24 protein-coding genes are annotated in these 24,906 nt (G+C 69.4%); 10 read left to right on the top strand and 14 right to left on the bottom strand.

The features are described from left to right. Positions 1-278 precede the first annotated feature (278 nt). On the top strand, positions 279-2,192 hold the full coding sequence (locus EAD98_RS10095) for a Xaa-Pro dipeptidyl-peptidase (RefSeq protein WP_121653792.1): 1,914 nt from the start codon (positions 279-281) through the stop codon (positions 2,190-2,192). A gap of 42 nt (positions 2,193-2,234) precedes the next feature. On the opposite strand, the gene EAD98_RS10090 is transcribed toward EAD98_RS10095, so the two are convergent. Next, positions 2,235-3,464 (bottom strand): CdaR family transcriptional regulator, encoded by a 1,230-nt coding sequence (locus EAD98_RS10090; RefSeq protein ID WP_121653791.1) that lies wholly within the window; start codon positions 3,462-3,464, stop codon positions 2,235-2,237. 667 nt (positions 3,465-4,131) lie between these two features. On the opposite strand from EAD98_RS10090, the gene EAD98_RS10085 reads away from it, so the two are divergent. The 3 genes from EAD98_RS10085 to EAD98_RS10075 are packed head-to-tail and all read left to right on the top strand — an operon-like array spanning position 4,132 to position 5,935. Continuing rightward, the gene (locus EAD98_RS10085; RefSeq protein WP_158609783.1) at positions 4,132-4,545 is read left to right on the top strand and encodes a DUF2267 domain-containing protein; all 414 of its coding nucleotides are present in this window, start codon (positions 4,132-4,134) and stop codon (positions 4,543-4,545) included. A gap of 44 nt (positions 4,546-4,589) precedes the next feature. Then, the gene (locus EAD98_RS10080) at positions 4,590-4,982 is read left to right on the top strand and encodes a DUF2267 domain-containing protein (RefSeq protein ID WP_121653789.1); all 393 of its coding nucleotides are present in this window, start codon (positions 4,590-4,592) and stop codon (positions 4,980-4,982) included. A gap of 41 nt (positions 4,983-5,023) precedes the next feature. Then, entirely contained in the window at positions 5,024-5,935 is a 912-nt protein-coding gene (locus EAD98_RS10075; protein ID WP_121653788.1) for a TIGR03619 family F420-dependent LLM class oxidoreductase, read from the top strand. A gap of 16 nt (positions 5,936-5,951) precedes the next feature. On the opposite strand, the gene EAD98_RS10070 is transcribed toward EAD98_RS10075, so the two are convergent. Continuing rightward, positions 5,952-6,386, bottom strand: coding sequence for a TIGR03668 family PPOX class F420-dependent oxidoreductase (locus EAD98_RS10070; RefSeq protein WP_121653787.1), 435 nt, complete (start codon positions 6,384-6,386; stop codon positions 5,952-5,954). A gap of 122 nt (positions 6,387-6,508) precedes the next feature. On the opposite strand from EAD98_RS10070, the gene EAD98_RS10065 reads away from it, so the two are divergent. Continuing rightward, positions 6,509-6,958, top strand: coding sequence for a VOC family protein (locus tag EAD98_RS10065; protein WP_121653786.1), 450 nt, complete (start codon positions 6,509-6,511; stop codon positions 6,956-6,958). Between the two features lie 35 nt (positions 6,959-6,993). Here the strand turns inward: EAD98_RS10065 and EAD98_RS10060 are convergent, their stop codons facing one another. From EAD98_RS10060 to EAD98_RS10040, 5 genes are all read right to left on the bottom strand, one after another. Continuing rightward, complete coding sequence (locus EAD98_RS10060) at positions 6,994-7,986, bottom strand: TIGR03842 family LLM class F420-dependent oxidoreductase (RefSeq protein ID WP_121653785.1); 993 nt, start codon at positions 7,984-7,986, stop codon at positions 6,994-6,996. 12 nt (positions 7,987-7,998) lie between these two features. Next, positions 7,999-9,402 carry a dihydropyrimidinase gene (gene hydA / locus EAD98_RS10055; RefSeq protein WP_121653784.1) on the bottom strand — a complete coding sequence of 468 codons (1,404 nt, stop codon included), beginning with the start codon at positions 9,400-9,402 and terminating at the stop codon, positions 7,999-8,001. Next, entirely contained in the window at positions 9,399-10,241 is an 843-nt protein-coding gene (locus tag EAD98_RS10050) for a nitrilase-related carbon-nitrogen hydrolase (protein ID WP_121653783.1), read from the bottom strand. Before EAD98_RS10050 ends, hydA begins: the two co-directional genes overlap by 4 nt. Beyond that, complete coding sequence (locus EAD98_RS10045) at positions 10,238-11,794, bottom strand: NCS1 family nucleobase:cation symporter-1 (RefSeq protein WP_121653782.1); 1,557 nt, start codon at positions 11,792-11,794, stop codon at positions 10,238-10,240. The genes EAD98_RS10050 and EAD98_RS10045 overlap by 4 nt, the downstream gene beginning before the upstream one ends. 239 nt (positions 11,795-12,033) lie before the next feature. Next, a complete protein-coding gene (locus EAD98_RS10040) occupies positions 12,034-13,638 on the bottom strand; it encodes a PucR family transcriptional regulator (protein WP_121653781.1) in 1,605 nt (534 codons plus the stop codon). Positions 13,639-13,762: 124 nt separating this feature from the next. Here EAD98_RS10040 and EAD98_RS10035 point away from each other — a divergent pair, with 124 nt between their 5' ends. The 4 genes from EAD98_RS10035 (at position 13,763) to EAD98_RS10020 (ending at position 19,107) form a co-directional block, all read left to right on the top strand. Beyond that, a complete protein-coding gene (locus EAD98_RS10035) occupies positions 13,763-15,052 on the top strand; it encodes an aspartate aminotransferase family protein (protein WP_121653780.1) in 1,290 nt (429 codons plus the stop codon). Beyond that, complete coding sequence (locus EAD98_RS10030; RefSeq protein ID WP_121653779.1) at positions 15,049-16,539, top strand: CoA-acylating methylmalonate-semialdehyde dehydrogenase; 1,491 nt, start codon at positions 15,049-15,051, stop codon at positions 16,537-16,539. The genes EAD98_RS10035 and EAD98_RS10030 overlap by 4 nt, the downstream gene beginning before the upstream one ends. 93 nt (positions 16,540-16,632) lie before the next feature. Further along, positions 16,633-18,645: a beta-propeller domain-containing protein gene (locus tag EAD98_RS10025; protein ID WP_233583781.1), complete on the top strand. Its 2,013-nt coding sequence runs from the start codon at positions 16,633-16,635 to the stop codon at positions 18,643-18,645. Positions 18,646-18,756: 111 nt separating this feature from the next. Beyond that, positions 18,757-19,107, top strand: a complete 351-nt coding sequence (locus EAD98_RS10020; RefSeq protein ID WP_233583780.1) for a hypothetical protein — start codon at positions 18,757-18,759, stop codon at positions 19,105-19,107. A gap of 79 nt (positions 19,108-19,186) precedes the next feature. On the opposite strand, the gene EAD98_RS10015 is transcribed toward EAD98_RS10020, so the two are convergent. The 6 genes from EAD98_RS10015 to EAD98_RS09990 all read right to left on the bottom strand — a co-directional run bounded on the left by EAD98_RS10015 (position 19,187) and on the right by EAD98_RS09990 (position 22,983). After that, entirely contained in the window at positions 19,187-20,128 is a 942-nt protein-coding gene (locus EAD98_RS10015) for an NAD(P)-dependent oxidoreductase (RefSeq protein ID WP_255421219.1), read from the bottom strand. Between the two features lie 136 nt (positions 20,129-20,264). Next, positions 20,265-20,627 carry a hypothetical protein gene (locus EAD98_RS10010; protein WP_233583779.1) on the bottom strand — a complete coding sequence of 121 codons (363 nt, stop codon included), beginning with the start codon at positions 20,625-20,627 and terminating at the stop codon, positions 20,265-20,267. Between the two features lie 200 nt (positions 20,628-20,827). Then, entirely contained in the window at positions 20,828-21,112 is a 285-nt protein-coding gene (locus EAD98_RS10005) for a hypothetical protein (RefSeq protein WP_121653775.1), read from the bottom strand. Further along, complete coding sequence (locus EAD98_RS10000; RefSeq protein ID WP_233583778.1) at positions 21,112-22,257, bottom strand: WXG100 family type VII secretion target; 1,146 nt, start codon at positions 22,255-22,257, stop codon at positions 21,112-21,114. Before EAD98_RS10000 ends, EAD98_RS10005 begins: the two co-directional genes overlap by 1 nt. Continuing rightward, the gene (locus EAD98_RS09995) at positions 22,254-22,574 is read right to left on the bottom strand and encodes a type VII secretion target (RefSeq protein WP_121653774.1); all 321 of its coding nucleotides are present in this window, start codon (positions 22,572-22,574) and stop codon (positions 22,254-22,256) included. Before EAD98_RS09995 ends, EAD98_RS10000 begins: the two co-directional genes overlap by 4 nt. After that, positions 22,561-22,983 carry a YbaB/EbfC family nucleoid-associated protein gene (locus tag EAD98_RS09990; protein WP_233583777.1) on the bottom strand — a complete coding sequence of 141 codons (423 nt, stop codon included), beginning with the start codon at positions 22,981-22,983 and terminating at the stop codon, positions 22,561-22,563. The genes EAD98_RS09995 and EAD98_RS09990 overlap by 14 nt, the downstream gene beginning before the upstream one ends. Positions 22,984-23,193: 210 nt before the next feature. On the opposite strand from EAD98_RS09990, the gene EAD98_RS09985 reads away from it, so the two are divergent. Further along, positions 23,194-24,087, top strand: coding sequence for an NAD(P)-dependent oxidoreductase (locus EAD98_RS09985; protein ID WP_121653772.1), 894 nt, complete (start codon positions 23,194-23,196; stop codon positions 24,085-24,087). A gap of 6 nt (positions 24,088-24,093) precedes the next feature. Here EAD98_RS09985 and EAD98_RS09980 read toward each other — a convergent pair. After that, a partial coding sequence (locus EAD98_RS09980; protein ID WP_199723358.1) for a glycoside hydrolase family protein occupies positions 24,094-24,906 on the bottom strand: 813 nt, incomplete at its 5' end.

Here is a 24,906-nt window from a genome sequence, read left to right as displayed (position 1 = left end):
CTGGGTGACGGTCGGGTCGACCGGCGGAGGTGGTGCGGCGAACCTATGGCCGGGCGGCCGGCACGTCATCGGGCACCTGTTGGAATCACCCGCCGTCCCGTCCTACGCCTGTCGAGATGCGACAGACGTAGGACCGGACGGCGATCACCTCCCGCATCTGTCCGATGACCATCGGTAAATCGGTTTCTAGGCTGCGAGGCAACTGCCGCACCGCCGGCACGTCGTCCTCGCCCGGGACGACCGGTCCACGGCCGGTGCCGGACATGGGGAGGAGCGCCATGCGAACCACAAGGAGCTGGTGGCGAGCGTCGGTGGTGGTCGTCGCGGCCATCGCCGTCGGCCTGCCGGCGGCAACCGCGTCGGCGAACCCGGCGGCGGGCCGGGTCAGGCCGGTCATTCAGCACGGAGTCACCCAGCCGGTGTTCGGGTATGCCGACGCGATCCGCGAGCGGGTGTTCGTCACCTCCGACGTCGACACCGACGGCGACGGCGCCCGCGACGTCGTGGCGATGGACATCATGCGGCCCAAGGCCAGCGATGCCGGCCTGCGGGTGCCGGTGGTCATGGATGCCAGCCCCTACTACTCCACGGTGTGTCGGGGCAACGAGAGCGAGTGCAAGGCGGACATCGACGGTGACGGCCTCAACGACAAGTGGCCGCTCTTCTACGACAACTACTTCGTCCCGCGCGGCTACGCGGTGGTCCTGCTCGACATGATCGGCACCAACAACTCGACCGGCTGTCCGGTCACCGGTGGTCGCGCCGACAACATCAGCGCGCCCACCGCGATCGACTGGCTCAACGGTCGTCGGGCCGGCACCAACGCGGCCGGCGAGCGGGTCGTCGCCGACTGGCACAAGGGCAAGACCGGCATGATCGGCAAGTCGTACGACGGGACGCTGGCCAACGCGGCCGCCGCCAGCGGCGTGCGGGGGCTCACCACCATCGTGCCGATCTCGGCGATCTCCAGCTGGTACGACTACTCGCGCAGCAACGGCCTGGTCACCCGGGCGAACAACTACTCCGGCAGTCTCGCCAACACCGTCACCAACCCGGAGCGGCGGGAGCACTGTGCGGCGGTGCGGACCCAGCTCGGCGTCGACGGGGACGACGTCACCGGCGACTACAACGCCTTCTGGGCCGAGCGAGACTACGTCCCGCGCGCTGACCGGGTGCGGGCGAGTGTGTTCGTGGTCCACGGCATCAACGACAACAACGTCCGCGCGGACCACTTCAGTAAGTGGTGGGACGCGCTGGCCGAGGAGAACGTGCCGCGCAAGCTCTGGCTGACCGGCACCGGTCACATCGACCCGTTCGACTTCCGGCGGGGTGAGTGGGTCGACACCCTGCACCGATGGTTCGACTTCTGGCTGCACGGGGTGAAGAACGGCATCATGGCCGAGCCGATGGCCGACATCGAGCGGACGCCAGACGTCTGGGAGACCTACCGCAGCTGGCCGGTCCCGGCCGTCCGGAGCACCCAGGTGTTCCTGCGCCCCGGCGACGAGGGGGCGGCCGGCGGGCTGTCGGTCCGCCCGCAGCCGGGTAAGGCGTCCCGCACGTTCCAGGACACCCCGTCGATGAGCCAGACCAACGCGATCCGGCACCCGTCGGACCCGGCGGCGAACACGGAGAACCGGTTGGTCTTCCTCTCCCAACCGCTGCGCCGGCCACTGCACATCTCGGGCACCCCGATCGTCAAGATCAACGCATCGGTGAACGGCGAGGACACCAGCTTCGCCGGCCTGCTGGTGGACTACGGCACCCGGCCGCGGTTCAGCACCTCGGGCGACGGCATTCGGACCCTGACCACCGAGGACTGCTGGGGCGAATCGGCCACCTGGGGCGGACACGCCGAGGACGCCTGCTACCGACAGACCGAGAAGACCGTCGTCACCGATCCGCAGGAGCTGGTGACCAAGGGCATCCTGGACGGCCTCAACCTGAAGTCGTCGTCCGTGACCACGCCGCTGGTGCCGGGCAGGAAGAACTCCGTCGACGTGCCGCTGCTCCCCGAGGACTACGTCTTCGCGGCCGGCAACCAGGTCGGCGTCGTGCTACTCGGCTCGTACTCCGGCTACAGCAGCCGGGCGAAGCAGAACCAGGCCGACATCACCGTCCACTTCGACCGCAGCCGAATCGAGCTACCGATCGTCGGTGGCCGACCGGCGGCCGCGGCCGCAGGCCTGTAACAAGGGACCCGGTGGGCGGGGCCATAGCCCTGCCCACCGGTGTCACTCCTGCGGCCGGTAGGCGCCGGTCAACCGGCCCAGCTTCAGCGCCAGGTGCAGACAGAGCCGCTCGTTTCCGTTCTTCAGGTCGGTGTCGGCCAACTCCTCGATCCGCTGCAGCCGGTAGTAGAGCGTGGTGCGGTGCAGGCGTAGCTGCTCGGCAGTGGCGTGCGCGTTCCCGGCCAGATCCAGATAGCGCTCCAGGGTCTGCAGCAACACCGGATTCGGCTGCTCCCTCAGCAACCGATCAAGCCCGGGGTGCACGTCGGCGATGTCCAGGTGCCGACCCTCCATCCGCGACAGCACGCGGTAGATGCCCAACCCCGCCCACGACACCACGGGGCCGAGCGCCGGCAACCGTACGCCCACCCGGGCCGACTGCAGCGCCTCCCCGTACGACGCGATCGCCTCGGTCAGCCGCGGCCGCGGCTGCCCGACCCCGACCACGACGCGCTCCACCGAGCCGAGCCCGCGGGTTGCCTGTCGCAGGTTGTCGTCGAGCAGCTTCGCGACGACCTCGGGGGAAGGGCGCCCGGCGCCCCGCTCGCCGCAGAGCAGCAGCACCCCGTGGTCGTCGCGGACCAGGTGCAGCGCCTCCCGGGTGCCGATCCACCGCCGGGTGGTGACCAGCGCCTGCTCCAGCGCCAGACGGGCAACCTCGTCGGGCAGTTCGCCGTGCGGCGGCACCAGCTGCGCGACAAGCGCGGTGGCCTGCCCGTCCCCGGCGATCAGGCCGGTCTCGCGCAGGGTCCGTAGCGACTGGTCCCGGCTGACGTCGCTGTCGGAGAGCAGGGTCCGCGCCGCCTCGGTCTCCCGTTGGGAGGCCAGCTCACCGAGAAGGTTCTCCCGGTACAGCGCCAGCGACAGCTCGCTCATCAGTCCGGTGGCGGTGATGTCCGCGTCGGCCATCGTGCCGTCCGGGTCGATGAACCACACAAACCCCAGCAGCAGGTCCTGGTGACGGATCGGCACGCAGACCCGCGGCAGCAGGTCGAGCTCTCGCGACGCCTGCGTACGCACGGCGGTACGGGCGTTCATGATGCCGACGTCCCGGAACCACGCCATCACCTCCGGCGTGTTCTGCCGGCGCAGGATTGACGCCTTGCGCACGTCGTCCATCAACCCGGTGTGCTCGCTGTAGACCACCACCCGCTGACGGCGGTCCTCGATCAGCGCCGGACGGCCCGCGTACGCGGCGAGTGCGTCGACGAGGCGTTGCAGCTCCCCTTGCATGAGATCGTCCCGTCACCTCCTCACTGGGTCGTCACCGCAGCAGCACCCCGAGGGGGCTGCCCGAGTCTCCCGGCGACCGGGTGGCCACCGCGCCACAGAACGATCATGCTGGGCGACGCGGACCTTCACAACCGTCTATCGAACGGTAGCCGGTGATTCCGGCCGTGGAGACCGTCCCCGGCGCTGGTCCGGCCGGCGGTAGCCCGACCGCGCCTGGGCGGTGGCTGTGGTGGGCGGTATACCTGTGAGTCATAAATATGCCTCTGAGGTATCGCGCTCGTTGACGACCTCGCCCGGGCTCGCCTGGGGAGTGGCCTCTTCGGGGGTGATCGACTCGATATCAGGGATATTGCGGTGTCCGGGGCTTGCTGATGTCCCGATATCGGCGATACCGAGTCGATCAACCCGCAAACCGGCCCCATCCGACGCGGCACCGACCGCGAGCCTACGCCGGGCCATGTGCCCGCCACCCGCCGAGATCGGCAAGTTGCCCGGACACAGGTGATTCGCCCGATGGGGATGAGGCAGGCTCACCCCCCGTCCCGGGAGGCTGTCGAGGTACCAGTTCGCTCGGCACCCGAGAGCTGAAGTGTGCGATCGCGGCGCATTGAGGTCAGGGGCTCGCAACCGGCGGTTCGACGGCGATCCGGCTTGGAAGGAGAATCAGGTGGAATACGAGGATTTCATCAACGCAGTGGCCACGCGGGCGAAGGTGCCGACCGATCAGGCGGCGACACTCAGCCAGGCGACGTTGGAGACGTTGGCAGACCGGATCAGCGCCGGCCAGGCGGAGAACCTTGCCTACCAGCTTCCCGGAGGGCTGGACGACTGCCTGCGCAATCCGTTGCCGCGAAGTGCGGAACATGCCACGTCGTTCGGGCTCGACGAGTTCGTCCGGCGGGTAGCGGATCGCCCGGCCGTCGACCGTTCGCTCGCCGCTGCCGGGGTCGGCGCGGTGCTCACCACGCTCCGTGAGGCTGTCTCCCGTGACCAGTTCGAGGACGCGATGGCCCAGCTTCCGAAGGAATTCCAGCAGGTGATCGAACCGGTGGGTGCCGGTGGCGGGCAGCGCCGCGGGTAGCACGCACGCCGCGACGTACCCCGACTGGTCCGGAAGGAGAACTGGTGAACTACGCCGAGTTTCTCGAAGTGGTGGGTAAGCGGGCGGGCATGCCGGCGGCGGAGGCGGCGAAGATCGTCGGGGCCACGCTCACGACCTTGTCGGAAGGGGTCAGTGGCGGCGAGGCGCGGCACCTGGCCACCCAGGTCCCCGAGGAGTTGCGGGGGTACCTGCGCAAGGACGTGGACTTCGCTGAACAGCTCGACCTCGTGAAGTTCCTCAATGAGGTAGGGGTCCGCGCGGGAACGGATGGCGACCGGACCGCTGAGGTTGCCCGCGCCGTGTTGACGACCCTGCGCGAGGCGGTGAGCGCGGAAGACCTGGAGAACCTGGAATCCGAGCTGCCGAAGGACTTCCGGCGGCTTTTCCGTCCGGTGGACCGCACCGTCGGGGCCTGAACCGAGCCCACGTCCTGGCCCGATCCGGGTACGGTGCGCGGGTGGAGGTTGGATTCGCCCCGCCCGTCTCCGGCTCGTGGGCCACACCGGAGAACATGATCCATGTCGCCCGCCGCGCCGAGCAGCTCGGATACCACTCGCTCTGGACGTTCCAGCGGCTCCTGGTCCCCGCCGACCTCGGTTGGAGCGAGACCTACCACAGCGTTCAGGACCCGCTGACCACGCTGGCGTTCCTGGCGGCCCACACCTCGCGGATCCGGCTCGGCGTCGCGGTGCTCAACATGCCGTTCGTCTCTCCGGTGCTGCTGGCCAAGCAGACCGCGACTCTCGACATCCTCGCCGGCGGACGGCTCGACGTGGGGCTGGGCCTGGGCTGGGCGGACGAGGAGTATGAGGCGACGGGGGTGAGCAAGCATCGGCGGGGCCAGCGCGCCGAGGAGTTTCTGGCCGTTCTCCGCGCTCTCTGGCAGGACGACGTCGCCGAGCATCGCGGCGAGTTCTACCAGATCCCGCCGACGCGCCTGGAGCCGAAACCCGTGCAGCGGCCACACCCGCCGATTCTGCTCGGAGGCCAGGCGCCCGCCGCCCTGCGCCGGGCCGGCCGGCTCGCCGACGGCTGGATAAGTGGCAGCCAGGCGGACCTGACCGGCATCGGCGAGGCGGTCGCGACCGTCAAGGCCGCCGCCGCGGAGGCCGGCCGCGATCCCGGCGCACTGCGATTCGTCTGCCGCGGCGCGGTCCGCGTACGGCCGACGGGCCCGTCCGAGCGTGAGCCGCTCACCGGCACGCTCGAGCAGATCCGATCGGATTTCGCCAGACTTGCCGAGGCCGGCATCACCGAAGTGTTCGTCGACCTCAACTTCGATCCGGAGATCGGTTCACCCCGCGCCGACGCGAAGGCGTCGCTGCGCCGGGCCGACGAGGTGCTCGACGCCCTCGCCCCGACCCGCTGACCTCCCTGACCGGCGCTCATCCGGCCGGGTCGGCTGCCGCGTCCGCCGCGGACCACGCCGACCAGCCGGTCACCTGGATCGCGATCACCGGCCCGGCCGGTGGCCGCTGGACGTACTGCGGGTACTTGTCGGCCAGCGCCGCTCGGGCCGCGGCCTCCTCCACGCGGTCCTGCACCAGCCGGCCGTGCCCGTCCAGGCGGACCCACCACAGCCGTGACCAGTCCTCGTCGTACTCGTCGACCAGCAGGCATGCATGCCCCGTCGCCTGGATGTTCTCCAGCCGGCGTAGCCGCCGGTGGCGCTTGGGCTTCTCGTCCACCGCGTGGTAGGCGACCTCGTCGAGCAGCACGAAGCACACGGGCACCAGGTGGGGACGTCCATCCGCTGCGACGGTGGCCAGCCGGGCCACCCTGGCCGACCGGACCCGATGCCGGATCTCGTCGGCGGGCACAGGCCCGACGGTAACAGCCGACACCCTTCGTGGTGACTTGTTGTGGCCGGCGTCGTCGAGCCAATGGGTGTGCCGGCGCGGCACGCGGGTACGCCCTGCCGATCGAACGTGGGGGAGGCGTGATGGCGAGCGAGGCGCCCGATTACTTCCAGCCCGAGGCTGGGCTGGTGCTGACGCACCTGCTGATCGTGCGGGATGTGGACCGTTCACGGGAGTTCTACCAGCGGGTGCTGGGGGCGACGGTGGTGCGGGAACGCCAGCCGGCGATCCTGCGGTTCCACAACAGCTACATCGTGATCAACGACGAGGGTGGCCCGACCGACGACAAGCCCGGTGTGCAGGCGCAGGCGCCACCGGACTCGCGGACGCTCAGCAGCGCCATGAACATCCGGGTCACCGACGTCCGAGCCGTCTACGAGAAGTGGCGATCACGGGGTGGGGAGTTCCTGACGGAGCCGAAGGACCATGGCGTCGAGATCCGGTGCTACCTGCGCGACCCGGACGGCTACCTGATCGAACTCGGCCAGGGCACCGGGATCCTCGCCGAGATGGGTCGGACAGCCACTTCCTGAGCCCGACGACAGGCGCCGCCGGCACCCCTTCCGAATCAGACCTGCGTGATGACGTTCTTGCCGTACGCGGTGAGGGTCTTCTCCTTGTCGTCATGCATGAGGTAGAGGGCGAAGTTGTGCACCCCGATCTCCTTGAGCTCCTGCAGCCGGTCGACATGGGCTGACTCGGGGCCGACGAGGCAGAACCGGTCGACGATCTCATCGGGCACGAAGTCGGTGGACGGATTGCCGGCGCGGCCGTGGTGGGCGTAGTCGTAGCCCGCGCGCCCCCTGATGTAGTCGGTGAGCGCCTTCGGCACGACCCCGGAGTCACCGTAGCGGGTGACGAGGTCGGCCACGTGGTTGCCGACCATGCCGCCGAACCAGCGCAGCTGATCCCGTTGGTGCGCGAGGTTCGTGCCCACGTAGGCCGGCGCGGCCACGCACATCGTGATCGAGTCGGGATCGCGGCCGGCGGCGCTGGCTGCGTCGCGTACCGAGCCGATCGTCCAGCGGGCGATGTCAGGGTCGGCGGTCTGCAGGATGAAGCCGTCGGCCTGCTCGCCGACCAGCCGCAGCGCTTTCGGGCCGTAGGCGGCCATCCAGATCTCCAGCCGGCCGTCACGCACCCACGGGATGCGCACCGGCGTGCCGTGGTGTTCGACCTCGTTGCCTTCGGCCAGCTCTTTGATCACGTGCATCGCTTCTTTCAGCGTGGCCAGGCTCGCCGGCGGCTGGCCGATGACCCGCCGGGCCGAGTCGCCGCGGCCGATCCCGCACACCGTGCGGTTGCCGAACATGTCGTTGAGCGTGGCGAAGAGCGACGCGGTGACCGACCAGTCGCGGGTGCTCGGGTTGGTCACCATCGGCCCGACGATCAGGTGCTTGGTTGCGGCGAGGACCTGCGAGTAGATGACGAACGGCTCCTGCCATAGCACGCAGGAGTCGAACGTCCACCCGTAGCGAAACCCGTTGCCCTCGGCGGCGGTGAGGCCCGCGACCACGTCGCGAGCCGGCGGGTCGGTCTGGAGTACGACACCGAAGTCCACGGCTCCTCCTTGTCACACCAGGTACTGACTGAGATCGCGCTTCAGGAACCTGCCGTGCCCGGCCGCGCCGTGGAAGGCGTTGCCGTCGACCACGACGCGACCACGGGACAGCACGGTGGAGACCTTCCCGGTCAGCTCCATGCCCTCGTACGCGGAATAGTCCACGTTCATGTGGTGTGTGCTGGCCGAGATGGTCTGCTGGGCTGTCGGGTCGTACACCGTGATGTCCGCGTCGGCGCCCGGCGCGATGACGCCCTTACGCGGGTAGAGCCCGAACATCCTGGCGGGCGTGGTCGAGCTGATCTCCACCCAGCGCGCCAGGTTGATCTCGCCTTTCACAACGCCCTGATAGAGCAGGTCCATCCGGTGCTCGACGCCGGGCATCCCGTTGGGGATCTTGGAGAAGTCGCCCCGGCCGAGCTCCTTCTGGTCCTTGAAGCAGAAGGGGCAGTGGTCGGTGGACACCAGCGACAGGTCGTTGGTGCGCAGGCCCCGCCACAACTCCGCCTGGTGCTCTTTGGGGCGCAGCGGGGGAGAGGCGACGTACTTCGCGCCCTCGAAGTCGGGCCTGGCCAGATCCTCCAGCGACAGGAACAGGTACTGGGGACAGGTCTCGGCGAACACGTTCTGCCCGGTGTCCCGCGCCTGGGTGACCGCGTCCAGGGCGTGCGCGGCGGAGAGGTGCACGATGTACAGCGGCGAGCCGGTGACCTTGGCCAGCGCGATCGCCCGCGAGGTCGCCTCGCCCTCCAGCTCGGGCGGCCGGGTCAGGCCGTGCTGCACCGGGTCCGTCTGGCCGTTGGCCAGCGCCTGGAAGACGAGCTGGTCGATGGCGATGCCGTTCTCCGCGTGCATCATGACCATCGACCCGGTGTCCCGGGCCTTGTGCATCGCCCGCAGGATCTCCCCGTCAGTGGCGTAGAAGACCCCCGGATAGGCCATGAACATCTTGAAGGTGTTGACGCCCGCGTCGATGCAGGCCTCCATCTCCTTCAGAGACGTGTCGTTGACGTCGGAGACGATCATGTGGAACCCGTAGTCGATCGCGCAGTTGCCGTCGGCCCTGCTGTGCCACTTGTCCAGCGCGGACAACACGGACGTGCCCTTGCCCTGTACGGCGAAGTCGACGATGGTCGTCGTGCCGCCCCAGGCTGCCGCGATTGTCCCGGTCTCGAAGTTGTCCGCCGAGAACGTGCCGCCGAACGGCATCTCCATGTGGGTGTGGCCGTCGATGCCGCCCGGCACCACGTACTTCCCGGCGGCGTCGATCACGCGCTCGGCACCGGACGCCCACTGCTCGGTCAGACCAGAGTCGGGCGCGGCGAGCGCCGCTATCCGTTCGCCCTCGACCAGCACGTCCGCCGGGTACGCCCCGGTGGCGTTGACGACTGTTCCGTTGCGGATGACGATGCTCACGGCTGCACCAGCGATTCGTACGTCTCGGGACGGCGGTCGCGGTAGAAGGCCCACAGGTCACGGACCTCGGCCAGCTTGTCCATGTCCAGGTCGCGGACGACGACCTCCTCCTCGGTGTCCGACGCCGCGTCGCCGACCAGTTGCCCGCGCGGGTCCACGAAGTACGACTGGCCGTAGAAGTCGTTGTCGCCCAGCGGTTCCACGCCGACCCGGTTGATCGCGCCGACGTAGTACTCGTTGGCGACCGCGGCCGCGGGCTGCTCCAGCCGCCACAGGTACTGCGACAGGCCGCGGCTGGTCGCCGACGGGTTGAAAACGATCTTCGCGCCGGCCAGGCCGAGCGCCCGCCAGCCCTCGGGGAAGTGCCGCTCGTAGCAGATGTAGACGCCGATGCGCCCCACGGCGGTGTCGAACACCGGATAGCCGAGGTTCCCCGGCCGGAAGTAGAACTTCTCCCAGAACCCCTTCACCTGCGGGATGTGGTTCTTGCGGTGCTTGCCGAGGTAGGTGCCGTCGGCGTCGATCACCGCGGCGGTGTTGTAGTAGACCCCGGGCTGCTCCTGCTCGTACATCGGCACGATCAACACCACGCCGTGCTGCTCGGCGACCTCGCGCATCAGCGCGGTCGTCGGCCCGTCCGGGATGGCCTCCGTGTACGAGTAGTAGTCCGCGTCCTGGATCTGGCAGAAGTACGGGCCGTAGAACAATTCCTGCAGGCAGACCACCTGCGCGCCCTGCGAGGCGGCGCTGCGGATCGCCTCGACCGCGTTGGCGATCATCGACTCCTTGTCGCCGGTCCACTTCTGCTGCACCAGCCCGGCTCGGATGATAGTGCTCATCTCTCCCCCTTAACGTGCGCGGTGCGCGGCATCGACAGCGCCAGGTAGACGAGGAACCCGGCGACCAGCCCGACCACCCAGCTGTAGTCGTAGAGCGGCTTGAGGAACGGAATGAGGCCGTCCTCCGGGAACGGCCCCTTGCCGGGTGCGGAGTAGGCGCCACCCACCGCGAGGACCGCGCCGACGACGGTGGCGACGATGGCGGCCCAGTTCCACCCGCCGGAGAACCAGTACCTGCCCTCGGGGCGGTAGAGGGCCGGCAGTTGGAGGCTGGTGCGGTGGCGGATCCAGTACCCGGCGATGAGCACGCCGGCGACCGCGCCGAGCAGGCCGCCGTAGAACCCGAGCCAGACGAAGATGTAGATGTTGGGGTCCTGCACCAGGCGCCACGGCTGGATCAGGATGCCGAGCACGCCGGTGATCAGGCCCCCGGTCCGGAAGCTCACCAGTCGGGGCGCGGCGTTGGAGAAGTCGTACGCCGGGCTGACCGTGTTCGCCGCGACGTTCACCGACAGCGTGGCGACCACGACGGTGAACAGGCCGAGCGCGACGACCAGCGGGTTCTCGAACTTGGCCGCGAGCTGGATGGGGTCCCAGATGGCCTCGCCGTAGATCACGGCCGTGCCCGACGTGATCAGGATGGACAGGATGGCGAAGAACGACATCGTGGTCGGCAGGCCGAGGACCTGGCCGGTCACCTGCTGCCGCTGACTGCCCCCGAACCGGGTGAAGTCGGGGATGTTCAGCGACAGCGTCGCCCAGAAGGCGATCATCCCCATCAGTGACGGCGCGAACAGCTTCCAGAAGTCGGCGCCCCAGCCCAGCTTCGACGGCTCGGACAGGATCGGGCCGAGCCCGCCCGCCTCGACCAGCACCCAGATCAGCAGGGCGACGGCGACCACGATGACGAACGGTGCGGCCCAGTTCTCGAAGCGCCGCAAGGTGTCCATGCCCCGCCAGATGATGGCCATCTCGATGGCCCAGAACACGAAGAACGAGGCCCACAGCGTCCACGGGTAGTCCATCACCGTCGCCGCGTCGACCCACCAGGAGCCGAGCAGCTTGCCGGCGATCGCGTAGATCGCCTCGCCGCCGATCCAGGTCTGGATGCCGAACCAGCCGCACGCGATGAAGGCGCGGAGCAGGGCCGGGAAGTTCGCGCCGCGGACTCCGTAGAACGCGCGGGCGAAGACCGGGAACGGGATCCCGTACTTCGTGCCCGCGTGGCTGTTCAACAGCATCGGGATCAGGACGAGCAGATTGCCCAGCGTGATCGTGAGGAACGCCTGCACCCAGTTCATGCCGAGCTGGATGAGCCCGGCGGCGAGCAGGTAGGTGGGGATGTTGTGCGCCATGCCGATCCACAGCGCCGCGAAGTTGTACGTGGTCCAGGTGCGCTTCTCGATGGGAACCGGGGCGAGTTCCTCGTTGAAGTAACGGCTGTCGGCGATCGTCGAGAAGTCACGCAACTCGACTCGGCCATCCGGATGGGTGATCTGTGTGCCCGGCTCGACCGCGGTGGTCTCGGTGGGGGGCAGGGGTTCAACGGCCATCGGTCACCTCCCTGTCACGCTGCCGCAACAGCGGCCGGCCAACCGGCGCGTGCTGCGAGTGGGGGCGGATCAGCACGATCTTTATCTCGGAATGGTGGGTGTCCCGGACCCGCCACGGGCAGCGGCAAAGTGTCCACGCTTGCCGTGATCGGGGCACACTCTGTCCACGGGCGTGCCCGTACTGAGCTGTCAATCCCCACGGTGGATGGATTCGGGCCTTCTGCCGGGCCCTTGACCCGTCACGCGTCGTCGAGTTCGTGCACCAGCAGCGCCACGTACAACGACAACATCGACTCCGGGTCCTCCAGCGACACCCCGAGCACCTGCGCGATCCGCGACAGCTGCTGGTAATAGGCCGTACGCGACAGGTGCGCGGCGCCGGCGGCCGCCGACTTGTTCCCGCCCTGCTCGCAGAAGCAGCGCAGCAGCTCCACGAGCCGGCTGCCCTGGCTGTCGTCGCGCGCCAACAGGGGCCCGAGCTCCCGGTGCGCGAAAGCACGGACACGCTCGTCCTCGCGCAGCAGGTGCAGCAGGCCACGCAGTCGCACGTCGTCCAGCCGGTGGTAGACCTGGGCGCCGGTGGACCGTAGCGCGGCACCGGCGACGTGTGCGGCCTCGCCGAGACTGCGCCGCACATCGGACACCTGCGACACCGTCGTGCCGACGGCCACCACCACGGCACTCGCCGCCGAGCGGTGCACCTCTCTGGCCAACCGCCGCAGGATCGCATCGACCTCCGCCTGCGCCGGCAACGACAACAACGCGCGCACGCTGGTGTCGTCCACGACGCCCACCAACGCCGGCACACTCACCCGTCGCGCGGCCAACGCGGTGGCCTCCGCGAGGTCCCGCAACACCTCCTGCGTGGCCAGTGCGGGGGCGCGCGGCGTGATGCTCCCCGGTCGGATCGCCACCCCGACCAGTTTCCGCCGCTCCAGCGCAACGCCCAACGCGGCCGCCCGGGTGGTCAGATCAGCAGGAGGTAGCGCCTGGCCGAGCAGTTGCGCGAGCAACATCCGGTGTGTCTGCCGCTCCAGGCTCTCCCGATCCCGCGCCACGAGCCGGTGCACCGCCAGCGCCGACGCGGCCCGCTCCGCGACCACCACGTGCCGGTGCGGGGGAGGGGCCGGTGAGAGCAGGACCAGCCGTCCCCAGTCGGCGCCCTGCGCGCCGACCGCGGTGATCAACCAGCCGGCCTCCTCGTCGTAGGCGGTCCGTTGGGACACCGCCACGGACCGGGATCGCTGCCCCCAGTCGGTCAGCAGCTCGATCGGGTCCTGCCCGGCCGCGTCGTACGCGAGCACGTCGTGCCCCAGCGTCTCCAGGACGACCGGCAGCCCGGAGATCCTCGCGACCTCGCGCAACACCTCGGCTGGCTCCGCCCCGGCGACCGTGAGCGCGGTGAACGTCTCGTGCACCTGCTCAGCCGCCCGCAGCTCGGCGAGCTGCGCGTCCACGATCAACGCCACGACCGCCTCCGTGACGGACACGAACTGGGTCTCCCGCGCCAGCGTGATCAATGGAAGCCGGTGTCGTTCCGCAGCGGCCACCAGCGCGTCCGGCACGTGGTCGCTCCAGCGTCGGACCAACTCCACCACGAGCCCCGCCGCGCCGACCGCGGCCAGGTCGTCCACGTACGCCGTCAGTGCCGTCTCCTCGTCCGGCAGCGCGATGCCGGTGGTCAGCACGAGCTCGCCGCCGCGCAGCAGATGAGCGATGTCGGCGACCTCCGCCGCGTGAACCCAGCGGACGGGTCGCTGCATGCCATCGGACCCCGCGACGACGCGTGGCCGGCCGCGCCGGATCACGGGCAGCGCCACCGCTTCCGCGACCGTCGGATACATGCCGCCTCCCCTGCGGGGTTGCACACAACGTAGCGCCATCGATGCCGACCCGTACAGGTTGTCGGTGGCGGCGAGCACCGAAGTCTCGGGACACTCGGCTGAGGTACGAGATACGGAGGACGCGATGGCGCATCGGGAGTTGCTGCATCGACACCGGTCCGTGCTGCCGAAGTGGCTGGCCCTCTACTACGAGGAGCCGATTGAGATCGCCAGCGCGCACGGTCGCCGGGTGACCGATCGCGAGGGCCGCACGTACCTCGACTTCTTCGGCGGCATTCTCACCAACTCGGTCGGCTACGACGTGGCCGAGATCAGCGACGCGGTCCGCTCGCAGCTCGACACCGGCGTGCTGCACTCCTCGACGCTGTACCTGATCGAGTCGCAGGTCGAGCTCGCCGAGAAGATCGCGCACCTGTCCGGGATCCCGGACGCGAAGGTGTTCTTCACGAACTCGGGCACGGAGGCCAACGAGACCGCGTTGATGCTCGCCACGCAGTACCGCCGCAGCGGGCAGGTGCTGGCGCTGCGCAACTCGTACCACGGGCGCGCGTTCGCCACCGTCGCGATCACCGGCATCCGCGGCTGGTCGGCCAGTGAGCTGAGCCCGATCACGGTGAGCTGGGTGCACGGTGGCTACCGGTACCGCAGCCCCTTCAAGGACCTGGCGGACGCCGATTACGTCAAGGCGTGCGTCGCCGACCTGCGCGAGGTGATCGAGACCGCGACCGCCGGCGACGTGGCGTGCATGATCGTCGAGCCGATCCAGGGCGTGGGCGGTTTCGCCTCCCCGCCCGACGGCCTGTTCCGCGAGTTCAAGAAGGTGCTCGACGAGTACGGCATCCTGCTCGTCTCCGATGAGGTCCAGACCGGTTGGGGGCGTACCGGCGAGCATTTCTGGGGCATCCAGGCGCACGACGTCGTGCCGGACGCGATGACCTTCGCCAAAGGACTCGGCAACGGTCTGGCGATCGGCGGTGTCGTCGCCCGCGCGGAACTCATGGACTGCCTACAGGCCAACTCGATCTCCACCTTCGGTGGCAACCCGATCTCCACCGCGGGGGCCCTCGCCACCCTCAACTACCTCCTGGACCACGACCTCCAGGCGAACGCCGCGAAGCTGGGGAACCGCCTGATCCATGGCCTTCGCTCGGTCGCCGCGACGCATCCGGTGGTCGGCGACGTACGCGGAAAGGGTCTGATGCTCGCCCTCGAGTTCGTCGGCCCGGCCGGCGAACCCGATCCCGCGGCCGCGGCCGCCCTGCTGGAGGAGGCGCGCAGTCGCGGACTGCTGGTCGGCAAGGGCGGCCTGCACGGCAACGTGATCCGGCTGGCGCCGCCGATGACGCTCACCGAGGACGAGGCCGACGAGGCGCTGGGCATCCTCGCTGAGGCAATCGAGGCGGTGTCGGCATGAGGATCACGCACCGGATCGGCGGCAAGGCATGGACCGGCATCGCCCAGCGCACGGGTGACGTGTACGACCCCGCGACGGGTCAGGTCGGCGGGCAGGTCGATTTCGCCAGCGCCTCGGACGTCGACGAGGCGGTCACCGCCGCCCGCGAAGCCTTCTCCCGCTGGCGCCACGCCTCCCTCACCCAACGCGCGAACGTGATGTTCGCGTTCCGCGAACTGCTCAACGCCCGCAAGTCCGACCTCGCCGAGATCATCACCGCCGAGCACGGCAAGGTGCTCTCCGACGCGGCGGGCGAGATACAGCGTGCGCTGGAGGCGGTGGAGTTCGCCTGCGGCATCCCGCAGTTGCTCAAGGGCGGGTTCAGCGAGAACGCCTCGACCAAGGTGGACGTGTACTCGATCCAGCAGCCGCTCGGCGTGGTCGGGGTGATCTCCCCGTTCAACTTCCCCGCGATGGTGCCGCTGTGGTTCGTTCCCAACGCGATCGCCTGCGGCAACGCCGTGGTGCTGAAGCCGAGCGAGAAGGACCCCTCCGCGGCGAACTTCCTGGCGGAGCTCCTCGCCGAGGCCGGGCTACCGGATGGCGTGTTCAACGTCGTGCACGGCGACAAGGAGGCGGTCGACCGGATCCTCGAGCATCCGGAGGTCAAGGCGGTCTCGTTCGTCGGGTCGACGCCGATCGCCCGGTACGTCTACGAGACCGGAACGCGTAACGGCAAGCGGGTGCAGGCGCTCGGCGGCGCGAAGAACCACATGGTCGTACTGCCCGACGCCGACCTGGACCTCGCCGCGGACGCCGCCGTCTCGGCCGGTTTCGGCTCGGCCGGTGAGCGCTGCATGGCGATCTCCGTCGTCGTGGCGGTGGATCCGGTCGGCGACGAGCTGGTCGGCAAGATCAGGGAACGGATCGCCGGACTGCAGGTCGGCGATGGTCGCCGACCGGGCTGCGAGATGGGACCTCTGGTCACCGGGGCGCACCGCGACAGGGTGCGGTCATACCTGGACGCCGGCCGGTCCGCGGGCGCGAAGCTGGTGGTCGACGGACGCGGGCAATCGATCGACGGCGACGACGCCGGCTTCTGGCTGGGGCCGACACTCTTCGACCACGTCGACGTGGACATGTCCATCTACACCGACGAGATCTTCGGTCCGGTGCTCTCGGTGGTGCGGGTCCCCAGCTACGACGCGGCGGTCGACCTGGTGAACGCCAACCCGTACGGGAACGGCACCGCCATCTTCACCAACGACGGCGGCGCCGCGCGGCGGTACCAGAATGAGATCGAGGTCGGCATGGTCGGCGTCAACGTGGCGATCCCGGTTCCGGTCTCGTACTACTCGTTCGGGGGTTGGAAGGACTCCCTGTTCGGTGACTCGCACGCGTACGGGCCGCACGGCGTGCACTTCTTCACCAGGGCCAAGGTGGTCACCAGCAGGTGGCTCGATCCGTCCCACGGCGGCGTGAACCTCGGCTTCCCACAGAACAGCTGAGCAGCTCCTCGCCGAGTCACGTCGATCGGACAGCTCCGGGTGCGAGGTCTGTATGGCGGGAACCGAGCCAGGGGCAGCCACGTCGTAGGGGGCATGACGCGTAGCAGCGCCCACGTACCCCAGCCAACCGTCGCCACCGGCGTCCCCCGATTAATGACTCCAGCTCGCTTCCTGGGGCTGGCCCTGGTCGCCGGCCTGGCGCTGGTCACCGGCTGTACGGCGGAGCCGGCTCCCGTCCCGCCACGTGACCGGGAAGTGCCGGCTGGCGGCTTCCGGCTCGTCGCGTTCGACTCCTGCCCGGAGGCGTTGCAGCAGCTGAGGACGGCGGCCAAGGCGTACGTCGGGCCCTGGGGGTTCGGGCCGAACGGGGACATCCGTACCTTCGCCGGCGCCGAACAGGCCGCCGGGCCTGCCACTGCGATGCGGACGGATGCGGCGCCCAAGAGCTACTCGGGCACCAACACCCACGAGGCCGGGGCCGATGAGCCGGACCTGGTCAAGACCGACGGCAAGCGGATCGTCACCGTGCAGCACGGCAAGCTGTACGTGGTCGACCCGGCCACCCGCCAGCTGACCGGGGAACTGAAACTGGCACCGGGTGCCGATGGATTCCGCGGGGGCGAAGACAGCCTGCTGCTGCACGGCGACCGGGCGCTGGTGCTGCTCGGCGACGGGTGGGCCGGGATGGGGAAACCGGCCATTCGCGGGGGAGACGCGCGCGTCGCGGACGCCCCGACGCCGGACGGCATCATCGGCCCCCGGCTGATCATGGTCGACCTGTCCGACGCCCCGAAGATCATCGGCGAATACCGGATCGACGGCAATCTGGTGGACGCCCGCCAGGTGGGCACCACTGTCCGGGTCGTGGTCCGCTCCGCGCCCCGGCTGGACTTCCCGCACCCGCAACGGGCCACCGAGGAGCAACGCACCGCCGCCAACCGCGAGATCATCGACAACGCCACCCTCGACGACTGGCTGCCCCGGTACGAGGTCACCTCCGGCGGACGGACCAGCGCCGGACGGGTCGGCTGCGAACGGATCAGCCGGCCGGCCGCCTACTCCGGGACGTCGCTGGTGACCATGCTCAGCTTCAACCTCGGTGCGGCCACGCTCGGCGCCGGCGACCCGGTCAGCGTGATCGCCGACGGCGACACCGTCTACAGCAACGGACCCCGGCTGTACGTCGCCAACGACCAGCGCTGGCGGGTGCTGCCGATGCTGAGGGCGCGGAACGTCGCACCCGATCCCAAAGACGAGACCACCGACATCTATCAGTTCGACATCTCGGGCGCCGGTGCCCCGCGGTACGTCGCCGACGCGTCCGTCCCGGGCTGGCTCATCAACCAGTACGCCATGTCCGAGTGGGACGGGCATTTGAGAGTGGCCACCACCAGTGGCCGTACCTGGGGCGACAAGCCGAACTCGACGTCCAGCGTGCACGTCCTGCGCGCCGACGGCAGGACGCTGACCCACGTCGGCAAGGTCACCGGACTGGGCAAGGGGGAGCGGATCTACGCGGTACGGTTCGTCGGCGGCACCGGGTACGTGGTCACCTTCCGGCAGACCGACCCGCTCTACACCGTCGATCTGCGTGATCCGGGCGCGCCGAAGGTGACCGGCGAACTGAAGATCAACGGGTATTCGGCGTACCTGCACCCGGCCGGTGAAGGACGGCTGCTCGGCGTCGGGCAGGAGGCGTCCGCCCAGGGCCGCGTCCAGGGCACCCAGCTCTCGCTCTTCGACGTCTCCGATCCGACCAAGCCGACCCGACTCGCCCAGTATCACGTCAAGCAGGGGCACTCCGAGGCGGAGTTCGACCCCCATGCGTTCCTCTACTGGCCGGCGGAACGCCTGGTCGTGGTCCCACTGACCGTCTACGGCAAGGGCCTGCCGAGCAACGTGGCTGTGGCCCTGCGAGCCGACGACGGCGGGTTCACCGAGGTCGGCACGATCGACCACACGCCGGGCACGGGGCGTCCCGAGGACCTGACCCCGATCCGTCGGTCACTGGTGATCGACGGAGTGCTCTGGACCGTCTCCGCCGGGGGCCTCAAGGCGACCAGCCTCTCCACCATGACGACTCTCGGCTGGCTGCGTACCGCGTGAACGGCGTGGTGGTGGGTGGGCGCGGCGAATCCCCGCCGCGCACCAACCTGGCGTCCGCATCGACTACGTGATCGGGCCCATCCGGATCAGGCGGCGGGTAACGTGAACGCCGTGGAGGATCTCGGCGCGAAGGTCTCGTACCTTGCGCTCGCCGTCGGCACCCGGGTCTACGACGTCGAATCGGCACCCGTCGGCGTGGTCGAGCACGTGCTCACCGACGAACGCTCCGACATCTTCCACGGCGTGATCGTGGCCCCGCCGAAGCCGTACCGTTCCCATCGCTTCGCCCACCGGGACCAGATCGCCGACCTGTACGAGCGGGGGGTCGTGCTGTCGGTGCCCGGCGCCGAGATGCACGAGCCGGGCGAGGACACGCCGGCCAGAGAGGTCGAGGCCGCGGGTAACGACCCGGTGCAGGTGGGCCTCCGCCGCGCCTGGGAGTGGCTGAGCCGACCCCGCTGAACCTGCCGGGTCGATCTGGCATCGCCTGCTGCCCGGCGAGTTGAACGGTCACCGGACGGGCCCGCCGCACGGCCAGGTCTCAGGCCGATCGGGCGGCGTCGGTGATGTGCGCGATCACGGCCGAGTAGTCCCGGTCGCCAAGGCCCGCCTCCTGGGCTGACGCGACCCACTGCCGCGCGGCGGCCGCGACCGGCAGGTCGACGCCGACCGACTCGGCGGCCGACACGACCAGATCGGCGTCCTTGAGGGCGAGTGACAGCGCGAACCGGAGCGGGAACTGACCGGACTCGACCGCTGGTCGTCGCCGATCCGCCTGCGAGCCGACGGGAGTCGCGGACAACACCTCGAACGCCGTGTCCCGCGGCAGTCCAAGCCCATCCGCGAGAGCCAGCGCCTCACCGAGAACAGCGAGGACCCCGAACAGGGTCGAATTGGCGACCAGTTTGGCCGCAGCGCCGGCACCGAGCGGCCCGACATGCATGGGCGAGCCAAGCGCGCCCAACACCGGCATCCACCGTTGGGCGAGCTGCTCCGGCCCTCCGACGAAGATCCGCAGCGAACCCGACTCGGCTTCCGAGACGCTGCCCAGCACCGGCGCGTCGAGCAGGCCAACGCCCTCCGGCAGCATCGCGGCCAACCGTCGCACCGCGGGCGGCCCGACCGTCGACATCTCAGCGAGCGTCGTCGACGCGTCAGCGCCGGCAAGGATGCCCTGCGGGCCCTCGACCACCTCTTGCAGCGCGGCCGGGTCGGCCAGCATCGTGATGACCAGTTCAGCCCGGCGGGCAGCCTCTGCCGGACTGTCGGCGGCGACCGCGCCACGCGCCACAAGATCGCTGGCCCTCTGCGGTGTGCGGTTCCAGACGACGAGGTCATGGCCGACATCGAGCAGCCGGCCCGCCATCCGGCTACCCATCCCACCCAGACCGATCACAGCGACCGTGGCCATGGCGCCATCCTGCCAAATCCGCCGCTTGACCGGTGCCCGTTCCCTCCGAAGCGGACCCGGGTGGTCCGTCACCCCGTCATGGGTGTCAGCCGTGAGGCGAGTCCACTGGAAGCTTGCCTCACATGGCGCCGGTCACGACCGCCGGGATCAGTCAACGAGTGCTCCTCAGCACGCAGCCCACCGAATGCCGCGCAGGCCTGCAGAGCGACTACGCGGGATCGTTCGGCCCGGTGCAGCCGTCCCAGTAGGTGGCGTCCACCAGTTCCTGAAGATGGCGGATGACATCCGCCTTGTGCTCGCTGTCCGGCAGTTGCTGCTCCCCGGCCGCGACCAGGCCGTCTCGCCAGTGCTTGACAACTTCCTGCTGGGCTGCGGCAGGCAGGTCGTCGATCCACAGAGATCCGAGGTTGTTGTCGACAATTTCCTGGAGGTGGGCCGCGGTCTGTTCGTCTGAGAGGCGGCCGATCAGGAACTCCAGCGTCCAGTCGAACAACCCTCCCGTCGCGCTCCAGTCGACCCCAGGTTTCAGCACGACAAGACCGGCCATCAGTCCCCCACGATGAATACTCACGGACCGAGGCTCCGGTCCGGAATGAACGTTCGAGCAAACCTGTCCTCGGGACCGAACTCGTATGGAACCTCGCCTCTGGCCGCGCACGCAGCGAGCCCAGTCAGCAGGGGCTGCGCTCTTGTCGCCCCGACGGACCGCCTCCGAGCGGGAGGGCCAGCCGCGCGGCCGATGCCGAGGCGGCCAGGCTCGTCCAGCGGAGGCTACGTGACGATCCGATAGCTGGGGATGTCCCCGTGGCGTTCCTCGGCCGGGGCATCGAGGGATCGTGCCGGTACCCCGTCCGGGATAGGCACCCTGGAAAGGTGGATGCCCTCCAGGCAGGTGTCACACCAGAACGAGGCGTAGCCGTATCCAGATCCGGATGGTCCGGTGAAGACCAGGCGCAGCGTCCGGTGGCCGCAGTTCGGGCATCGCAGGTCAGACGACACCGGCAGGGCGCGGTAGACAACGTCGTACGCGTCCAGCCACTCATCGAAGGTTGCCATCAATTCATTCCCTCTGGCCTGATCTGGTGATCATTCCACCATCGTTCCTCGTGGGCGTAGGCCCGATCCTCGAAAGCGTCGATACCCTCGCGGGTGGTGGGGTAAGGGCTTCCATCCTGAAGTTCCGAGACATGGAATCTCTCGTGTTCCAGAGTGCGTGCCAGGTCCTCTTCGCTCCGAAATGCCTCTCGGCAGAGCATGACCGACTGGTCCGGCTTGGTCACCCCGCACACTCCCGAGATCCTGTTGTTGATGGTGAACTTGATGCCCGTTACATCGATGCCGTACTTGTCGGCGATCACCTGTACCGACTCCATGTTCATCGGCATTCGGGGTCCACGGCCCCTGTTGCGTACCCGACTGAGGTCACCAGGGTCAGGTCCAGCTCGCCTCAAACGGCTGAGCACCTGCTTCAGCTTCCCGATGAGGTCGCCGAGCCGTCTGATCTCGGGTATCAACCTGCGCAAGCTGGCCAGCAGGCCCCGCAGCATTCGGGCGATGCGTGCGGCCCATGACGCCACCGTCGTGGTGACCTGCTCCACCACCAGCGGTGTGGCGAGCCCGCCGGTGATGACCAGTTCGCCCGCGTAAACGATGAGGCGGGAGACGCAGGTGGCGATGGCGTCGCGGACCAGCAGCCGGACGGCGGCGACGAGACCGGCGGCGCCCTCGGTGATCGCGGCCAGGGTGTCGGCGCCCTGGGCGAGCCCGGTGATGGCCTGGTCCTGCTGCGCGGCCCAAGCCCGGTACGCGGGACCTGCGGTGCTGCCCCAACCGGCGACGTCAGCGCGGACGGCGGCGGCCATTCCGGTGGCCTCCTCGCGCAGCGAGGAGGCGACGTTACGCCAGGTCTGGGCGTGGGCGACGATCTCTGCCGGGTTGCCGGCGAGCCAGCCCAGAGCCTCGCTGAGCGGCTTGACGTGCTCGATGAGCCAGGCGATGCCGTACTGGAGCAGCGCGCCGGCCGGGTCGGAGACGAGGGCGAGCGCGTCGAGGCCGGCACTGACCACGCCGAGGCCGCCGTCGATCCAACTGCCGTTACGAACGCCCTGGGCGATGAGCTCGATGTCCTCGCAGATCCAGATGCCGGCCCAAGGGCTGGGTGAGGAGGCGAAGGCTGTGGCGACCAGTGGATTGGTCGTCACCGCTGGCGCCCAGCCTGACGCAGTACCTGCTCGGCGCGGGCGTCGGACGCCCGGTAGTGGTCCGCGCTCGTGCGCAGCCTCCCCGCGGTGTCGCGTACCGACCCGGCGGCGGTGCCGATGCCGTCGACCAGGGTGCGCTGGAGCCCGTCCAACAGGATGGGCATGATCGCGCAGAGCTGCCCGTACGCGTCGGCGCTCAACCGGACGTGCTGGCCGGCCTGGCGGGCGGTATCGAGGCTGTCGGCGTTGCGGTCGATGTGTGCGGCGTGGGAGGTCAGGTCGTCCGGGTCCACATGGATGCTGTCACCGCTGGGCATCTGGCACGCTCTCGTCCGAGCCGAACCGACGCTGGTAGGAGTCGATCAGCGCTCGTCCGGTCGGGTCGTCGTCGCCAAGCGCTTCGGCGGTCGCCTCGGTGAGCTGCCTCAGCAGGTCGACGTGCGCGGCCCTGGTGGTTTCCATGATCTGACGGGCGGTGTGGGTCGCAGAATGCTGCCGGATCCGCTCGTCCAGCCGCAGTTCGGTCAGCAGGCCGGATGCGTCGACGGTCACCTCGACGGTCCGGTCGGGGGTGGTGGCGGTGCCGGTCAGTGCCTGAAGCCGTGCCGACAGAGCCGTCGCCCGGGACGCTCGCTCGGCCAGGGACGACTCCCACTCATCGAGCCGGCGTGCCGCCGCCTCCAACGCAGCGTCGTCCGCCCACATGTCGGCCCTCCCCAGGGACATCGGCGGTCATCACCGCCGAGACCGCCGCCACGTTACCAATCAGTGGCGCTCCGTGTCGGCCCGGCTCTTCGAAGCCGAGCCGCAGCGCAATGTTGTGCCGCCGCTGGGCGGCCTCGCGACCCGTGACCAGTGCGGTGGCCGGCCACCCCCAGAACTGAGCGGACCACACCCGCGTGTGGGGCGCCGCGCTCTGCCGGAGAAGATGGGGTCATGACCAATCCCGCCCTGCCCAAGCGTGTCGTCGTCACCGGTGCCACCGGCAAGCTCGGTCGCGCCGTGGTCACTCACCTGCGCGCCATCGGCGTCGACGTCCTGGCCGTCGACCGCGCCGGCGGACGCGACCCCCGCGACGTGAACGGCGAGTTCCTTCTCGTCGACCTCACCGACTACGGGCAGGTGGTGGAGGCGTTCACCGGCGGCGCCGACGAGCACCCCGGCGGGATCGACGCGATCGTGCACCTGGCGGCGGTACCGGCCCCCGGGCTGCACAGCAACGCGACCACCTTCGCGAACAACTCGGCCGCCACGTACAACGTGTTCGCGGCGGCTCGGGCGGCAGGGATCAAGCGGGTGGTGTGGGCGTCGAGCGAGACGGTGCTGGGGCTGCCGTTCGACACCCCGCCGCCGTACGCGCCGGTCGACGAGGAGTACGCGCCGCGCCCGGAGTCGACGTACTCGCTGAACAAGGCTCTTGAGGAGGAGATGGCGCGGCACTTCTGCCGGTGGGACCCGGAGCTGGTGATGGTGGGCCTGCGGTTCTCCAACGTGATGGACGTCGAGGACTACGGGCCGTTCCCGTCGTTCGACGCGGATCCGCAGTTGCGCCGGTGGAACCTGTGGGGCTACATCGATGCCCGCGACGGTGCCCAGGCGGTCGAGCGGGCACTCGTCCACGACCAGCCGGGCGCCGAGGTCTTCATCATCGCCAACGCCGACACGGTGATGAGCAGGTCCAGCGCCAGCCTGATGGCGGCGGTCTATCCGGGTGTCGAGATCCGCAAGGACCTCGGTGAGCACGAGACCCTGCTCAGCATCGACAAGGCCCGCCGGGTGCTGGGCTTCGAGCCCCAGCACTCCTGGCGGGACCATGTGGACCTGTTGTAGTTCCGGTCAGCGGGCGGCCTGGTAGGCGCGGCCGACGGCGGTCGCTGCGCTGCCGGTGCGGAAGAGGCCGGTCTGGTCCTTGTCCGTGGCGGGCAGGCCGAACCAGGCGTACCGGTGCAGCCAGGACAGCCCGCCCAGCATCCGGGTCGCCGCGGTGAGGAACGCGGCCTGCTGGGCCTGGCTGGGGAAGCGGACGCCGTTGGAGAAGTCGATCAGGGCGAACTCGGTGAGCCAGATCGGCAGCTTGTAGCGGTCGTGGACGGCCTGGAGGTACGCCTTGAGCTGGTTGACCGCGTTGGCGGTGGTGAAGTCGCCGCCGTACCAGTGCAGGGCGATGAAGTCGACCCGGTAGCCGCGTTCCTTCGCGCCGGTCATGAAGCGGTCGAGCCATTCGCCCGGTCGGTCCCCGCCCCACGCGACGGCGGGGCTGCCCAGCGGGAGGCCGGTCGACTCCAGTTGCGGCCACAGGTCCAGCGCCTGCTCCACGCTCATGTTCGCCTGACCGCCCATGTCCGGCTCGTTGAAGCCGAGCAGGTAGCGCCCGTTCTTCCTGGCCTGTTGCAGGTTGCTCGGGGTGACGCTCTTCGCACCCCAGATCATCGGGACGAACTCGCTGCCCTTGGGGCTGGTGACCCCCGGGTGGCCCACGTTCCAGGTGTAGTACCAGCTCGCCGTGGAGTTGGCCAATGCCGCGCTGACGCCGTTGAACGTCCAGACGCCGACGCCCTTCTTCTTCGAGGTCACCGCGGGTGCCGGTGCGGCCGGGCGGGCGGTCGTCGGCTTCGGCTTCGGGGTCGCCGCCGAGGGTGTGGTGGTGGC

Origin of the sequence: Micromonospora sp. CV4 (genome assembly GCF_003667455.1) — a bacterium.
Lineage (GTDB): Bacteria > Actinomycetota > Actinomycetes > Mycobacteriales > Micromonosporaceae > Micromonospora.
Note: the sequence above shows the minus strand (reverse complement) of the source record. Positions and strands in the feature narration are given on the sequence as shown.